The sequence below is a fragment of the Streptomyces barringtoniae genome, from assembly GCF_020819595.1.
In the GTDB taxonomy this organism is placed as follows: domain Bacteria; phylum Actinomycetota; class Actinomycetes; order Streptomycetales; family Streptomycetaceae; genus Streptomyces; species Streptomyces barringtoniae.
Window position 1 is genome coordinate 389,183 of record NZ_JAJHNP010000003.1, and the last position, 16,122, is coordinate 405,304.

A 16,122-nucleotide genomic window follows, 5' to 3' on the forward strand; every position below is an offset into this window, starting at 1 on the left:
CTTCCGCAGGCTCCGCGAACGGTGTGCCCGAGGCGGCACAGGCCGGTGAGGCGTGTGGATCATGGCTCATGGATCGCATGGGCGACCGCTCCCCCCAAGACGCGCCGGGCGCGTCCTCCCACTGGTTCCGATGTGCGCCGCATCCCCTCCGCACGCGACTGCTCAAACGTCGCGAAACAGTACGCACACTGTCAAGGGTGCCTCAGGCGACGGACGATCCGCCACGGGTCCGGCGACATCGTGACAAGCCTGGTGCGATCCCGCGCCGGCCGGCTCGGCGGAGCCGATCCGGGCCCTCCGACCTGGCGCTCAGGCCCTGGGTGCGCGAGGGGTGCACGATCCGCCTGCGGCCCATGCGGCGCAGGGCCTCCTCCCGCTCCTGCCACAGCCCGGCGAACTCCGTGCTGCGCCTCGCGGCGTGGCCACGTCGACCCGCCCGTGACGGCGGCGAGGTCGTCTGCGCGGTCGCCGACCGCACCCGCGCCGACTTCTTCCGCCTTCTTCCGCCGTGCCGGCCTCGACGTCCTGCTCACCACGGGCAGTTCGCTGCGGAGTCCCCTTCGATCGAGGAGACCGTTGTACGGGAGAGAGGGCGGACGCCGGCTGCGGCATCGGCGCCGGTGTCCGGAAACCCGCCATGTTCCAGGAGCCTTCCGGGAACGGACTGCCGCACTGCCTGATCAGCCCGATCACCCGTTGCTGTCGCGAAAGGCGGTACGCCATGTCGCCCCGTCCCCAGCCCGCCGAGTTGTTGGCCGCGATGCCGTTCGCGGCCGGCCTCGGCATCGAGCTGAAGGAGGCCGCCGCCGAGCGCACCGTCGGCTCGCCGGCCTGGTCACCGGAGGCGTGTACGGCGGGCGGCGCGCTGCACGGCGGCGCCCTGATGGCGCCGGCGGACAGCGGCGGGGCGGTGTGCGCCTTCCTCAACCTGCCCGAGGGGCGAGGGGTACGTCGACGGTGGAGTCCAAGACCAACTTCCTGCGGGCGGTCACCGCCGGGCACGTCGATGCCGTCGCCTGGCCGCTGCATCTCGGCGGCACGCTCATCGTCGTGCAGACGGACCTGCGTGACGACCGGAACCGGCTGGCCGGCCAGACCACGCAGACCCGGATCGTGCTCCGGAAGAACGCGGGCTGAACGACCCGCGCGCGAAGGCCGGCCCCGCTGTCGAGGGGGCCGGCCTTCGGCGTGTCCGGCCGGTTCGGGGCACGTGTCCGGCCGGGTTCCGGGCCCGCGGTCTTGACATGAACCTGCGTCACCCCCGAGTCTTCCTGCTTGAAGTTGCTCGATTGCAGCCTATTTCGAGCGCTTGTGAGCACCAGGAGCAAGAACAGTCAGTCCGCAGTGCTGCGAGGGGAGCTGTTCCGCCGTGCAAAGACCGCGAAGACTGCGCCACCGTGTGCCGTGGCCGGCCTGGGTACCACTGGGGCTGGCGTCCGCCCTGGCGGGAACCCTGCTCGCCGCCCCGGTGCCCGCCCATGCCGCCGCCACCACTTCCGGCGCCCTGCTCGACCCCGCCCACAGCAGCGTCAGCTGGCAGAGCCCGGTCTACGCCAAGGGCACCGGCGGCGGCACCGAGAGCTGCCCGGATCCCGCCGCCGACCCGGACAACAAGGTCTGCGACCGCTTCGACCTGACCGTCTCGGTGCCGGCCGGCTACTGGGACGACAACCCCGAAGGCGGCGTCCCGCTGGCGGTGAAGTGGGAGAAGCCCTCTGACGACTTCGACCTGTACGTCTACGACGACCACGGCAAGCAGGTGGCGTCCAGCGCGGGCACCGCCGACCCGGAGGCCACGGTGATCCCGCGGGCGTCGGGGACGTACCACGTGGTGGTCGTGCCGTACGACGTGCACGACAACTCCTTCACGGGCACCGCGTACCTGCCCGCCACGACCGACGCCGGCGATCTCACGTCCTTCTCGGGCGGCGACGGCACCTACACGGTCGAGGCCGGGCAGCTCACCGCACGGGCGGATTTCCTGACGGGAGGCCAACTGCGGCTGCAGGCCGACCCGTCCGGCTCGCTCAGCGATCCGGCGGGCAGCGCGATCGTGCGCAAGGAGCCCGCCGCCGAGCGGCACACCTCCTCCTTCGACGCCGGCGACTACTACGGCATCCGCTCCCCGCAGGCCGTGCTGCGCGTGTACAAGAAGCCGCTGCGGTTCGGGTTGTACAAGCCCGACAACCGGACCCGGATCTGGCAGGAGGACAAGCCGCTGCGCTGGTCGACCGGCGGGATGCGGCAGAGTCTGGTGCGGGGCGCGGACGAGCAGTTCTTCGGCGGCGGGGAGCAGAACGGCAGCTTCTCGCACCGCGGGCAGACGATGTACGTGGCCAACAGCTTCGACTGGAACGAGGGCGGCTACAACAACTCCCAGCCGTTCTACCTCTCCAGCGCGGGCTACGGCGTCTTCCGCAACACCTTCGCGCCGGGCGTGTACACCTTCGGCTCGCCCGTGACCACCGGTCAGCAGGAACGGCGCCTGGACGCCTACTACTTCCTCGGGGACGCCAAGCACGTCATCGGCAGGTACACGGCGTTGGTGGGCAGGCCCTTCATGCCCCCGGTGTACGGCCTCGAACCCGGCGACTCCGACTGCTACCTGCACAACGCCAACCGCGGTGAGCGGCACACCCTGGACGCGCTGAAGATCGCCGACGGGTACACCGAGCACCAGATGCCGCTCGGCTGGATGCTGGTCAACGACGGCTACGGCTGCGGCTACGAGAACCTGGCGCAGACCGCCCGGGGCCTGCAGGACCACCATGCCCAGCTCGGCCTGTGGACCCAGGACGGCATCGACAAGCTCGCCGACCAGGTCAAGGCGGGCCAGCGGGTGGCCAAGCTGGACGTGGCCTGGGTCGGCAACGGCTACAAGTTCGCGCTGGACGCGTGCGACGCCGCCAAGAAGGGGATCGAGGACAACAGCGACGCGCGCGGTTTCGTGTGGCTGCCGGTGTCCTGGGCGGGCGCCCAGCGCTGCGGGGTGCTGTGGAGCGGCGACCAGAAACTGTCCTGGGACTACATCCGCTGGCAGATCCCGGCCTACGCCGGGGCGACCATGTCGGGCATCGCCTACGACACCGGTGACGTGGGCAGCATCTACCGCCACGACGCCAAGATGTACACCCGGGACCTGCAGTGGAAGGCGTTCCTGCCGGCCATCATGACCATGGACGGCTGGGCGAGCGACCTCACCACCGGCAAGCCCGCCGACCAGCAGCCCTGGCTCGACGGCGAGCCGTACACGTCGGTCAACAGGAAGTACCTGCAGCTCAAGGAGCGGCTGCTGCCGTACATGTACACACTCTCCGCCGAGGCCGCGAAGACCGGTGTCGGCGCGGTGCGCCCGCTGTGGCTGGAGTTCCCGGACGATCCCAATACCCTTTCGGACCAGGGGAAGTACGAGTTCCTGTCCGGCCCCGACCTCCTCGTCGCGCCGGTCTACCAGGACTCCGACACCCGCGACGGCATCTATCTGCCGAAGGGCACCTGGACCGACTACTGGACCGGCCGTACCTACCAGGGTCCGACCACGGTCAACGGTTACCACGCCCCGCTCGACACGCTCCCGCTGTTCGTGCGCGAGGGCGCGGTCGTGCCGATGTGGCCGAAGGGGACGACGAGTTGGCAGAGCCGGGACCGGCACGAGCTGGACTGGGACCTGTATCCGGCGGCCCGCGGCACGAGCCACTACACGCTGTACGAGGACGACGGGGTGACCCGCGACTTCACCCGGGGCGCCGCCGCCACCCAGCGGGTGTCCCTGCACTCCGACGGCGGCGGGACGACCGTCTCGGTGGGCGCGAGCAGGGGCGACTACGCCGGCAAGGTGGACGCCCGCACGTACCGGTTCACCGTGCACGGCGACCCGGCACCCTCCCGGGTTCTGCTGGACGGCCGCCAACTGCCCGCCTCCGCCTGGTCGTACGACGCCGGCACGCACGTCACGACCATCACCACGGCGAGCCTGTCGCTGGACCGGGGCTTCACGGTGCGACTGGTCGACGGGAGGTAAAGAGATCGTATGGTCTAGTCCAAAGAGCGCGTTGGTCTAGTCCAACTTATTGACGTGGCCGCAACAGCTCCCGGAGGGTGGGGCTCCCCGCCCGGGGGACCTCCCCCCACCCCCACCCTCTGGAGGCACGCAGTGAGACCTCTTCGGGCATGTCTGGGCGCGGCGGCGGCCGTCACGCTCGCCGCCGCCGGCACGACCGCGCTCGTCGCGAACAACGCCTCGGGCGCGACGACCGCGTTGAGCAACCGCTGGTATGCCGCCGCCCCTTATCTGATGCCACTGGACAACGACCCGCCGGACCCGGCCGCCATCATGGACGCCACCGGCCTGAAGGCCTTCCAGCTGGCCTTCGTCCTCGCCCCCAACGGCGGCGGCTGCTCGCCCACTTGGGGCGGGACCGCGCCCGTCTCCTCGGACACGGCCGTGCAGTCGTTGATCAACACGATCCGCGCCAAGGGCGGTGACGTGTCGGTCTCCATCGGCGGCTACGGCGGCACCAAGCTCGGCCAGACCTGCGCGGACGCCGCGTCCACGGCGGCGGCCTACCAGCAGGTCATCACCAAGTACGGGCTGCACGCCATCGACTTCGACCTGGAGGAGCCTGAGTACGAGAACACCGCGGCCATCAGGAACGAGATCGGCGCGGCGAAGATCCTGCAGCAGAACAACCCCGGGCTGTACGTCTCGGTGACGACGGCCGGCACCGCGGACGGCACCGGCTGGTTCGGCAAGCAGATGTTGCTGGAGGCCAAGTCCCAGGGGTTCACCCCGAACAACTTCTCCATCATGCCGTTCGACGGAGGCTTCAACGGGGCGGCGAGCCAGACCAGCGCGCTGACCAACTTCAACTCGATCCTGCAGTCGACCTTCGGCTGGGACCAGGCGACCGCGTACGCCCACGAGGGCTTCTCCGGCATGAACGGCCGCAGCGACTCGGGCGAGTACTTCAGCCAGGCCGACTTCCAGACCGTGCTGGACTACGCGACGAGCCACAACATGGACCGCTTCACCTTCTGGTCCCTGAACCGCGACCGGCAGTGCAGCCCGCCGGACAACGGCGGTCGCACGTCCGGCACTTGCTCCAGCGTGGCGCAGAACGACTGGGACTTCGCCAAGTACTCGGTGAAGTTCGCGGGCGCCACCCCGCCGAGCAGCACACCGACGCCCACCCCCACCCCGACTCCGACCTCCTGCAAGAACGCGTGGAGTTCGTCGGCGGTATACACGGCCGGGGACGAGGTCTCGTACCACAGCCACAACTGGAAGGCGAAGTGGTGGACCCAGAACGAGGTGCCGGGTGCCTCGGAATGGGGGCCGTGGCAGGACGAGGGCGCCTGCTGAGTCACTTGACGTGTCTGGTTCAGACCTCTAGCTTCTCGGGTCATCGCAGCGACCAAGGATGCGTTCAGCGTTCATCATCCTGAACGCATCCGCCGGTCCGGCCTTCGGTTCGCAGAAGGGACCCCCACATGACCCGATCCCGGCTGCTCGCGGTGCCGACCACCGCGGGCCTCGCCCTGGCCCTCGCCCTCCTCGGCAGCCCCAGCGCGATCGCCGCCGACCCGCACGTCGCACCCGGCGGCAACTTCGACCTGTCGGTCTGGGAGTTGCAGGAGCCCGTCGGCTCCCCCGGCAGCCCCACCACCATCCCGTCGTCCCGGCTCCAGGGCGCGAACGGCTACCAGGACGCGTACTTCTACACCGACACACGGGACGGGGCGATGACCTTCTGGGCGCCCGAGAAGGGTGTGACGACCCCGAACTCCCACTACGCCCGCTCCGAACTGCGCGAGATGAACCGCGACGGCAGCGCCGCCGACTGGGCGCTGTCCGGCTCGCACCGGATGAACGCGACGCTGCGAGTGGTGTCCGTGACGAAGAACGTGTGCGTCGGGCAGATCCACCTCGGCAGCGGCGGCTCCTCCACCAAGCCGCTGCTGGAGCTGTACTACCACGCCAACGGCGACATCGTCCTCGGCACGGAGAACTCGCCGTCCGGCGGGCAGACCTCGCACGCGGTGGGGCACGTGCCGGTCGGCAGGACGTGGAGCTACACCATCGCCGTATCCGGCGGGAACACCATCGACCTGACCGTCAACGGCACCACCACCCACTACGGCATCCCGTCGTCGTTTCGGCAGTACAAGCAGTACTTCAAGGCCGGCTCCTACAACCAGTCCTCCTCGGACAGCACCACCAACGGCGCCCGCGTCGCGTTCTACGGCCTGACCGTCGCCCACGGGTGACACGCCGCCCGACCTGCGCGACTGGTGCAATCGGCCGTACGGTCGTAGCGTCGAGTGAACGCGGTCGGACACAGCACGACGGGTGGGAGCGACCATGCGCGGATCAGTGTGGGCAACGGCAGTCACCCTCGCAGCGGGCGCGCTTCTGCCGGCGGCCATGACCCCGGCTTCGGCGAGTCCGCCGACAGCGGCCGTCAAGGCCGACACCCCACGCCCCGTCCTCGTCGACTGCATGTGGCAGCAGGACGTCCGTCCCACCGACTTCATCCTGGCCTGCGGCGACGGCAACAGCCGGCTCGTGGGACTCCGCTGGTCCCAGTGGAGCCCGGACGGGGCGACGGCCAGGGGTGTGAACATGGTCAACGACTGCAAGCCGTACTGCGCGGCCGGCCGCTTCCACGGCTACCGGGTGACCGTCCGGCTCGACGAACCCAAGCCCTGGCAGAAGCATCCGAGCGTGCAGCACTACACGCGGATGACCCTCACCTACGCCGATGAGCGGCCCGAGGGGTTCAAGCAGGTCATGACCTACCCGCTCTGGGACTGAGCGTCGGCGAGCGGGTAGGTGCCGAGCACCGTGTCAGGCGAGCTCCACCAGTAGGTCGCCGCCCTCCACCTGCTGGATGCGGTTGATGGCGAGGCGGGACACCCGGCCCGGCTTGGGCGCGGTGATGGTGGCCTCCATCTTCATCGCCTCGATGGTGGCGACGGTGGCACCGGCGGCGACCTCGTCGCCCTCGGTCACCGCCAGGGTCACCACACCGGCGAACGGCGCCGCCACATGGCCGGGGTTGGCGCGGTCGGCCTTCTCCGTCACGGGCACGTCCGAGGCCGCGGCGCGGTCGCGGACCTGGATGGGCCGCAGCTGGCCGTTGAGCGTGGACATCACCGTGCGCATGCCCCGCTCGTCGGCCTCACCGATCGCCTGCAGCTCGATCAGCAGCCGGACGCCGGGCTCCAGGTCGACGGCGTACTCCTTGGCGGGCCGCAGTCCGTAGAAGAACGCCTTGCTGTCCAGCACGCTGGTGTCGCCGAAGCTCTGCCGGTGGGTGTCGAACTCGCGCGTCGGGGCGGGGAACAGCAGCCGGTTGAGGGTGGCACGGCAGTCCTTGGCCAGGCCTTCGCGGTCCTCGGCGGACAGCTCGGGCGCCTCCTTGGGCGCGGCCCGGCCCTGCAGGGCCTTGGTGCGGAACGGCTCGGGCCAGCCGCCGGGCGGGGTGCCCAGCTCGCCGCGCAGGAAGCCGATCACCGAGTCCGGGATGTCGAACCTGTCGGGCGTCTCCTCGAAGTCCTTCGGCGAGACACCGGCGCCGACCAGGTGCAGGGCGAGGTCGCCGACCACCTTGGAGGACGGGGTGACCTTGACCAGACGGCCGAGGATGCGGTCGGCGGCGGCGTACATGGCCTCGATGTCCTCGAAGCGGTCGCCGAGGCCGAGGGCGACGGCCTGGGTGCGCAGGTTGGAGAGCTGGCCGCCGGGGATCTCGTGGTGGTAGACGCGGCCGGTCGGGGAGGCGAGGCCCGCCTCGAACGGGGCGTAGATCTTGCGGACACCCTCCCAGTACGGCTCCAGGTCGCCGACGGCCTGCAGGTCGAGCCCGGTGGGGCGGTCGGAGTGGTCGGTGGCCGCGACCAGCGCCGACAGCGAGGGCTGGGAGGTCGTGCCGGCCATGGAGGCCACCGCGCCGTCCACGGCGTCGGCGCCCGCCTGGATCGCGGCGAGGTAGGTGGCGAGCTGGCCGCCGGCCGTGTCGTGCGTGTGCAGATGCACGGGCAGATCGAACTCGCGGCGCAGCGCGGAGACCAGCTTGGCGGCGGCCGGGGCGCGCAGCAGTCCGGCCATGTCCTTGACCGCGAGGACGTGGGCGCCGGCGTCGACGATCTGCTCGGCCAGCCGCAGGTAGTAGTCGAGGGTGTAGAGCCGCTCGCCCGGGTCGTTGAGGTCGGCGGTGTAGCAGAGGGCGACCTCGGCGATCGCGGTGCCGGTCTCGCGTACGGCGTCGATGGCGGGGCGCATCTGGCCGACGTCGTTGAGGGCGTCGAAGATGCGGAAGATGTCGATGCCCGTGGCGGCGGCCTCCTGCACGAAGGCGTCGGTCACCTCGGTCGGGTACGGCGTGTAGCCGACGGTGTTGCGGCCGCGCAGCAACATCTGGAGGCAGATGTTGGGTACCGCCTCGCGCAGGGCGGCCAGCCGCTCCCAGGGATCCTCGGCGAGGAAGCGCAGCGCGACGTCGTAGGTGGCGCCGCCCCAGCACTCCAGGGAGAGCAGCTGCGGCAGGGTGCGGGCGACGACCGGGGCGACGGCGAGGAGGTCCTTGGTCCGCACGCGGGTGGCGAGCAGGGACTGGTGGGCGTCGCGGAAGGTGGTGTCGGTGACGCCGATCGTCGGCGACTCGCGCAGCCGGCGGGCGAAGCCCTCGGGGCCGAGGTCGACCAGCAGCTGGCGGGAGCCGGCGGGCGGCTCGCCGGCCGGCAGCGGCGGCAGCTTGGTGACGGGGTCGAGCAGGTCGGGGCGTTCGCCGTGCGGCTTGTTGACCGTGACGTCGGCGAGGTAGGTGAGCAGCTTGGTGCCGCGGTCCGCGGAGGAGCGGGCCGTCAGCAGATGCGGGCGCTGCTCGATGAAGGAGGTGGTGACCCGGCCCGCCTGGAAGTCGGCGTCGTCCAGGACGGCCTGCAGGAACGGGATGTTGGTGGCCACGCCGCGGATGCGGAACTCGGCCACGGCACGCCGGGCGCGGCCGACGGCCGCCTTGAAGTCCCGGCCGCGGCAGGTGAGTTTGACCAGCATCGAGTCGAAGTGCGCGCTGATCTCCGTACCGGCGTGGGTGGTTCCGCCGTCCAGGCGGATGCCGGAGCCCCCCGGGGAGCGGTAGGCGCTGATCCGGCCGGTGTCCGGGCGGAAGCCGTTGGCGGGGTCCTCGGTGGTGATACGGCACTGCAGGGCCGCGCCGCGCAGGGTGATGGTGTCCTGGGCGAGGCCGAGGTCGGCGAGGGTCTCGCCGGAGGCGATCCGCAGCTGGGCCTGGACCAGGTCCACGTCCGTGACTTCCTCCGTCACGGTGTGCTCGACCTGGATGCGCGGGTTCATCTCGATGAAGACGTGGTTGCCCGCGGGGTCGAGGAGGAACTCGACGGTGCCTGCGTTGCGGTAGCCGATCTCCCGCGCGAAGCGCACCGCGTCGTCGCAGATCCGCGCCCGCACCTCGGGGTCGAGGTTGGGGGCGGGGGCCAGCTCGATGACCTTCTGGTGGCGGCGCTGGAGGGAGCAGTCGCGCTCGTAGAGGTGGATGACGTTGCCCTCGCCGTCGGCGAGGATCTGCACCTCGATGTGGCGCGGGTCGACGACGGCCTTCTCCAGGAAGACGGTCGGGTCGCCGAACGCGGCGTCGGCCTCGCGGGAGGCGGCCTCGATGGACTCGCGCAGCTGGGCGGGGTCCTGCACGCGGCGCATGCCGCGCCCGCCGCCGCCCGCGACGGCCTTGACGAAGACGGGGAAGCCGATCTCGTCGGCGGCGCGCACCAGTTCGTCCACGTCGGTGGAGGGCTGGGAGGAGCCGAGCACGGGCACGCCGGCGGCCCGCGCGGCCGCGACCGCGCGGGCCTTGTTGCCGGTCAGCTCCAGGGTGGCCGCGCTCGGGCCGACGAAGGTGATGCCGGCGTCCTCGCAGGCGCGCGCGAGTTCGGGGTTCTCGGACAGGAAGCCGTAGCCCGGGTAGACGGCGTCGGCGCCGGCCCGGCGGGCGGCGCCCACGATCTCCTCGACGGAGAGGTAGGCCCGCACGGGGTGTCCCGGCTCCCCGATCTCGTACGCCTCGTCGGCCTTCAGCCGGTGCAGCGAGTTGCGGTCCTCGTGCGGGAACACGGCGACGGTGCGCGCGCCGAGTTCGTAGCCCGCCCGGAACGCGCGGATCGCGATCTCTCCACGGTTGGCGACCAGCACCTTGCGGAACATCCTGGATTCCCTTCAGCTGCCTGTCGGCGACGAACACCATGGTGTCAGCCACGCCCTGCCGTACCTCGCGGGCCACCTTAGGGGGTGGCCGCGCGTGTCGACGTGCGAAAACCATCACATGGACCTTGTGGGCGGCGCCACAGGCACGCGCCGGGGGATCAGCACTCCAGGGAGGTCATGGCCGTGTCCTGCGACCGTTCCTGCGACCCGGCCCGCGACCGTTCGGCGCTCGCCGGTACGGGCACGGTCCGGGACGGTGCGGAGGCGGGGGCCGGGACGGGGACGGCGGGTGGTTCCGTGGGCGCGGGCCCGCGGTCGCGGACAGGCAGCAGGGACAGCGGAACGGCCCGCAGAAGGCCCCGCAGCCGGGCGCGGCGGCCGTGCAGCAGTCCGAGGACGATCGCCGAGGCCACCGCGATCAGGTGCTCGCGGCCGGCCAGGTTGGGCACGGCGATGGACTCCCACACCATCGAGCCGCCGGTCAGGGTGAACACCACGGGGGCGCGTTTGACCACCGAGAGATAGGTGAACAGGCCGACGACGGCCGCGGACGGCCCGGTGTCGAGCACCTCGGCGTACTGGTGCGGCAGCCCGAAGCCGCACCAGCCGGGACCCAGCGCGATCATCACGCGGGCGGTGAGTGTGCCGGCCAGGGTGGTGGCGTAGGAGATCGCCAGCGTCCGGGCCCGGCCCAGGGCCAGTTCGGCCCAGGCGAAGGCGAGGAACAGCTGGGTGATGCCCGCCCACACCGGCAGATCGAGCGCCGGGACGTACAGCGACACGGGCGTGCGCAGCAGCGACAGCCACAGCGGCAGTTCGGCCCTGACGCCGCCGAGCCGCGTCACCCAGAGCGCGCCGAGCGGGTGCTGGGCGATCGCGTGGAAGAAGATGACGCCGAACGCGGCGACGCACGCCAGCAGCAGGCCGGACAGTCCGCGCCGCGTGAACCTCCGTAACGGTTCGACGACGATGGCGTGCCACTCGCCCCGCAGCGTGCGCCCGGTGAACCGGACCAGGCGTGCGAGCAGTGCGCGACACCACTCGATGCGCGCTTCAGTCGTCATGAGGCACGGCAGCCCATCACCTTCGGCTCCCCCGTCATGTACATCGCCCCCTTCACCCCGATCCAGGCATTCCGGCCTCGGAGTGTTTTTTCGGTCATCCACCCGTATCGGCCGTCATCGTATAGATGTACGGATCTCTTCCGGTGGGCCCACCCCCGTGTGCGGGCCGCGGCGCACGCGCGTTCAGCCGCCGGTGCCTTCTTCGGTTCTGGTGAGTGCGATCACGAAATACGCCAACGTCGCGTGCTGGTTGCGCCGCTGTCGTTCCGACATGCGCCCGGTCCCTCCCCCGGTGTGGGCCTCTGTGGTGGTGAGACCCGATCGGTGACAGTTCAGCGAGCCGGGCGGCGGTCGTCAAGATCCTTTGCGGATGCGTGGGGGTGTGGGAAGACCCACAGGTCCGCAGCGGCGGAATCCGGGCCTCAGAGGCAACCTCCACCCCCTCGGATCCGTCCTCCCAAGCAGGCCCCTCGGACGGCTCGGCAGGGCGTGGATGCGGCCGTCCCTAGCCTTCGCACCCGTCCGGAGCAGCGCGCCCGCTGCCGGTGTGGCTGGATTCCGGCCGGGCTCGGAGCGTTGCTTGACTTGGAGAGCGCTCCAACTCGTAGCGTCGCAGACGTACGGCGCACAAGGCACCGGCCCGTGTGCCGTACGGAACGACCGTCGCATGTGCAGGAAAGGCTGGGACACCACATGCAGAAGCGCAGTCTGCGGGACCTCCAGGTATCGGCCATCGGCCTCGGATGCATGGGCATGTCCGCCTTCTACGGCTCCGCCGACCAGGAGGAGGGCATCGCGACCATCCGGCGGGCCCTCGAACTGGGCATCAACTTCCTCGACACCGCGCAGGTGTACGGCCCGCTGACCAACGAGTCGCTGGTCGGCGAGGCGATCCGGGGGCACCGCGACGAGTATGTGATCGCGACCAAGTTCAACTACCGGATGGACGACGCCGTACCGGGCGACATGAGCACGATCGGCCGGCAGGACGGCTCCGCCGAGCACGTGCGCAGCTCCGTCCACGGCTCGCTGACGCGGCTGGGCACCGACCACATCGACCTGTACTACCAGCACAGGGTCGACCCGAACGTGCCCATCGAGGAGACGGTCGGCGCGCTGGGCGAGCTGGTCGCCGAGGGCAAGGTGCGGCACATCGGGCTGAGCGAGGCGAGCGCGGAGACCATCCGGCGGGCGCACGCCGTACACCCGATCACCGCCGTGCAGAGCGAGTACTCGCTGTGGACGCGGGACGTGGAGGCCGAGGTACTGCCCGCCTGCCGGGAGCTCGGCATCGGCTTCGTGCCGTACTCCCCGCTCGGCCGTGGCTTCCTCGCGGGCCGCTTCACCTCGCCGGACGAGCTGGACGCGAACGACTTCCGGCGCAACAACCCGCGCTTCACGGACGCCAACCTGGAGGCGAACCTGCGGCTGGCGGAGAAGGTGAAGGAGATCGCCGCCGAGAAGGACGTGACGCCGGCCCAGCTGGCCATCGCCTGGGTGCTGGCCCAGGGCGAGAACCTCGTGCCGATCCCCGGCACCAAGCGCCGCAGTTACCTGGAGCAGAACGCCGGTGCGGTCGGTATCGATCTGACCAAGGAGGATCTGGCCCGCATCGACGCTGAGCTGCCTGCGGCGGCGGGTGAGCGGTACGACGAGGCCGGGATGAGGGCCGTCAATCGATGAGCGCCGCCCCTCACGGGTCGCTGCACTTGCGGCGTCTGGCGTAGGCGACCGTCAGCGTGCCCAGCAACGGGCCCCACAGGAGCAGGGGCGTGTAGCAGACGTACAGGGACAGGGCCTGCCAGCCGCCCACCCGGCTCGGGAAGTCGGCGGGCAGGCGCTCGCCCGTGATCGTCCGGCCCATGACCCCGGTCATGAAGGTCAGCGCCGTCCACAGCAGGGTCAGGGCGGTGGCCCCGAGCCCCGCCGGGACCACCGCCGCGCTCACCGGAACGCGTCGGCCGCGCAGATACGGCACCCACCTCGGGAACACCTCGCCCCAGCGGGCGATCAGACCGAACGCGGTGAACGCGAGGACCTCGGAGAGAGCCGACAGGCCGAGGATGTAGGCGCGTTCACCGATGCCGGTGCCGGGGCGGAAGGCGACCGGAAGCCGCCAGAGACTGGACGGCAGGACGGTCAGCGGTATGGCGCAGGCGATGAGGCGAGCCCTGCGGGAGACGCCCTCGACGGGCTTGTGTGCCGCACGCCAGGCGGCCGTCGAACGGCCGGGACGAAGCGCGGTGCGGGGCGACAGCGGGTCCATGCGCGGTCCTGGGTCTCGGTGGGCCCGGCGGGCCCGTCCGGTACCGAAGATCGCAGGGCTGCCCGGTCCGGTGGATCGTCCCGCGGGCCGAACCGGCTCCCCGCACGGCGTCGCCCTCGCCCCCGTGCTGGAGGAGGTCATGGAGTTCAGTGCACCGGCGGCCCGGGAGGCGTACGAGCAGGCGGCGCGGGCGATGCGGGTACCGGCGCCCGCCGACGGCGACTGGGCGCGCGCGGCCGTCGCGGCGGTACGGCAACTGTCCGGGACGCCGGACCTCAAGCGGCCCCTGCGCGAGCTGGGCGCCGGCCGCGAGCTGCTCCCGGCGATCGCGGCGGGCGCGGTCGCGGACGCGGTGACGAAGAACGCGCCCCGGCTGCCGGAGGAGGCGGAGGTGCTGGAACTGCTGACGCGGGTGTACTGAGCGGGCGCGCCGGCGGGTCCGGCCCGGCAGCGTGTCTGCGGGGGCTCGCTCAGCGTGGGCTGCCGTAACTGCCGGCCGGGAGGTACGGGGAATCGTCCGGGTCGCGCTCCACGGCTGGTGGCCGGGCTCTGCGCGGTCCGGCTCAGCGGCGGGGGCCCGGCTCCGCGAGGTCCGTGTCCCGCTCCCGCCGCCTCCGCGCCGTCACCACCACGAGATCCAGCGCCGCCGCCAGCGCGAGGACACCACACACCGCCGCGAGAACGGTCAGCGGGCCGCCGCCCGGGCTGTCGCCGGGACCGGAGCGCGCCGCCCAGACGGCGAAGCCGGCCGTCGCCGCGGCGAACAGGGGCAGGAAGACGGCGGACAGCAGCCGGCGCAACCGCAGGGCGCTGCGTGCGGTGGTCGGTTCGGTACCGGTGCGCGGGAAGCGGTGACCGAACGCTCCGGAGCGTGACCGGGGGTCCGGCACCACCGTGCGCCCGTGGCGCTCGTCACGCATGACGGCCTCCTTCGGCGGGACTTCACGGTCTGCTGCCGACCGCGTAGCCAGGACCCACGCCCGGCAAACCGGTGGCTGTGAGGAAGCACACGCGCGGCTCAAGTGACGTACGGACACCGGCCCTTGACCCTTTCACCGCCAGGTCGGCGGATGCCGCCGCGACCCCTGGGCCCTCCCCTCTGTCACGATGGACGGCGCCCTGACCAGGCGGCCCGGCCGTGCAGCGCAGCCGGTCCGACGGATTCCGCCGGTCTCTCCACGACTCCCCTGGTTGTCGAGCACCCCACTGTGTCTGCCGCCCCTTCCCTGCCCACGCCCGTGCCCGGTTCCGCGTCCGCCTCGCGTTCGCCGTGGCGGTCTCTGCGACACCGCGGAATGCGCTGGTGGTCGGCGGCGAACTTCGTCTCCAACGCCGGCACCTGGATGCAGCTCACCGTGCAGAACCTGCTCGTGCTGCACATCACCGGTTCCGCGGCGGCCACCGGCCTGTCGATCTCCGTGCAGGCGGCGCCGGCGCTGTTCGTGAGCCTGCTCGGCGGCGCGGCCGTGGACCGCTGGCCCCGGAAGCTCACGGTCGCGGTGAGCCAGGCGCTGCTCGGCGCGGTCGCCTTCACCACGGCGCTGCTGGTGGCGCTGGACCGGATCGACATGCCGGCGCTGCTGCTGCTGGCCGCGGTGACCGGCATCATCGCCACCGTCGACGGGCCGGCGTGTGCGCTGCTCGGCAACGACCTCGTGCCGCGGGAGGACGTGCCGTCGGCGATCGGTGTGGGTGCCCTCGTGCACAGCGCGGGGCGGCTGGCCGGCACCGCGCTCGCCGGTGTGACCGTCGGTTTCCTCGGCACGGGCGCCGCATACGCCGCGAACGGGCTGTCGTTCCTGCTCGTGGCGTCGGTCGTGCCCTTCCTGCGGCCCGTGCACGGGGCGGTGGCCGAGCCGGCGACCGAGGCGCGGGCGGTCCCGGCGCCCGCGGAGATGAGCGTGCGGGAGGGGCTGCGGTTCTTCGTGCGCCGACCCCGGCTCGTGGCGCTCGCCGGGATCACCGGGATCAGCTCGGTCTTCGGCCGCAACTACGGCCTCACGCTCGCCGTCCTCGTCACCGGCCCGCTCGCGGGCGGCGCCGGTTCGTTCGGCACCGTCTCCACCGTCCTGGCGGTCGGCGGCATCATCGGCGCGGTCCTCGGCGCCCGGCTGCGCAAGCCCTCCGTACGGACCGTGGGCCTGCTCGCGGCGGCGGGCGCCCTCCTCCAGGTCGTCGCGGGCCTGTCGCCTTCGCTGGCCGTGCTGATGGTGCTGGTGCTGCCCATGGCCGTGGTGGAGTCCGTCTCCGACACCGCGGGAACGGCCGTCCTGCAGACCGACCCGCCGGCGCATCTGCGCGGCCGCGTGCTCGGGGTGTGGAGCAGCATCGGCACGGTGTGGAGCCTCGGCGGCCCGCCCCTGCTGGGCCTGCTCATGGAGTGGGCCGGCGCGCGCGGCGCCCTGGTCGCCGGCGGCCTGCTCATCGCCGGTTCCATCGGCGCGGGCCTGCTGGTCCGGCGGCGCGGTGGCCTGATCCCGGTGACGATGACCGCAAGGGACGGCGACGCAACCGGCCGCGCGGCCCTGGGCACAGCAGCCTGACCGGCCGGGGAACCGGGGCGCCCGCTC

The 16,122-nt window shown here is 71.7% G+C and carries 12 protein-coding genes; 8 read left to right on the plus strand and 4 right to left on the minus strand.

Annotation, left to right across the window (positions count from 1 at the left end; translation table 11 throughout):
- The first annotated feature begins 957 nt into the window (after positions 1–957).
- From LMU33_RS42205 to LMU33_RS06625, 5 genes are all read left to right on the plus strand, one after another.
- A complete protein-coding gene (locus LMU33_RS42205) occupies positions 958–1,137 on the plus strand; it encodes a hotdog domain-containing protein (RefSeq protein ID WP_443728961.1) in 180 nt (59 codons plus the stop codon).
- A 691-nt stretch (positions 1,138–1,828) separates the two neighbouring features.
- A complete protein-coding gene (locus LMU33_RS06610; protein WP_504967688.1) occupies positions 1,829–4,021 on the plus strand; it encodes a glycoside hydrolase family 31 protein in 2,193 nt (730 codons plus the stop codon).
- Positions 4,022–4,153: 132 nt separating this feature from the next.
- Complete coding sequence (locus LMU33_RS06615) at positions 4,154–5,362, plus strand: carbohydrate-binding protein (RefSeq protein ID WP_228618180.1); 1,209 nt, start codon at positions 4,154–4,156, stop codon at positions 5,360–5,362.
- Positions 5,363–5,490: 128 nt separating this feature from the next.
- Positions 5,491–6,267 carry a polysaccharide lyase family 7 protein gene (locus LMU33_RS06620; protein WP_228618182.1) on the plus strand — a complete coding sequence of 259 codons (777 nt, stop codon included), beginning with the start codon at positions 5,491–5,493 and terminating at the stop codon, positions 6,265–6,267.
- Between the two features lie 94 nt (positions 6,268–6,361).
- Positions 6,362–6,814 (plus strand): hypothetical protein, encoded by a 453-nt coding sequence (locus LMU33_RS06625; protein WP_228618183.1) that lies wholly within the window; start codon positions 6,362–6,364, stop codon positions 6,812–6,814.
- 33 nt (positions 6,815–6,847) lie between these two features.
- On the opposite strand, the gene LMU33_RS06630 is transcribed toward LMU33_RS06625, so the two are convergent.
- Both LMU33_RS06630 and LMU33_RS06635 read right to left on the minus strand, forming a co-directional pair.
- Entirely contained in the window at positions 6,848–10,222 is a 3,375-nt protein-coding gene (locus tag LMU33_RS06630; protein ID WP_228618185.1) for a pyruvate carboxylase, read from the minus strand.
- Positions 10,223–10,380: 158 nt separating this feature from the next.
- The gene (locus LMU33_RS06635) at positions 10,381–11,286 is read right to left on the minus strand and encodes a hypothetical protein (protein WP_228618187.1); all 906 of its coding nucleotides are present in this window, start codon (positions 11,284–11,286) and stop codon (positions 10,381–10,383) included.
- Between the two features lie 693 nt (positions 11,287–11,979).
- Between LMU33_RS06635 and LMU33_RS06640 the strand changes: the two genes are divergently transcribed.
- Positions 11,980–12,969: an aldo/keto reductase gene (locus LMU33_RS06640; protein WP_228618188.1), complete on the plus strand. Its 990-nt coding sequence runs from the start codon at positions 11,980–11,982 to the stop codon at positions 12,967–12,969.
- 10 nt (positions 12,970–12,979) lie between these two features.
- Here the strand turns inward: LMU33_RS06640 and LMU33_RS06645 are convergent, their stop codons facing one another.
- On the minus strand, positions 12,980–13,552 hold the full coding sequence (locus tag LMU33_RS06645; RefSeq protein ID WP_228618189.1) for a hypothetical protein: 573 nt from the start codon (positions 13,550–13,552) through the stop codon (positions 12,980–12,982).
- A gap of 70 nt (positions 13,553–13,622) precedes the next feature.
- Here LMU33_RS06645 and LMU33_RS06650 point away from each other — a divergent pair, with 70 nt between their 5' ends.
- Positions 13,623–13,973, plus strand: coding sequence for an iron-containing alcohol dehydrogenase (locus LMU33_RS06650; protein WP_228618191.1), 351 nt, complete (start codon positions 13,623–13,625; stop codon positions 13,971–13,973).
- 142 nt (positions 13,974–14,115) lie between these two features.
- On the opposite strand, the gene LMU33_RS06655 is transcribed toward LMU33_RS06650, so the two are convergent.
- On the minus strand, positions 14,116–14,472 hold the full coding sequence (locus tag LMU33_RS06655; protein ID WP_228618192.1) for a DUF6343 family protein: 357 nt from the start codon (positions 14,470–14,472) through the stop codon (positions 14,116–14,118).
- A gap of 375 nt (positions 14,473–14,847) precedes the next feature.
- Here LMU33_RS06655 and LMU33_RS06660 point away from each other — a divergent pair, with 375 nt between their 5' ends.
- Complete coding sequence (locus LMU33_RS06660; protein ID WP_249813378.1) at positions 14,848–16,095, plus strand: MFS transporter; 1,248 nt, start codon at positions 14,848–14,850, stop codon at positions 16,093–16,095.
- The last annotated feature ends 27 nt before the right edge of the window (positions 16,096–16,122 follow it).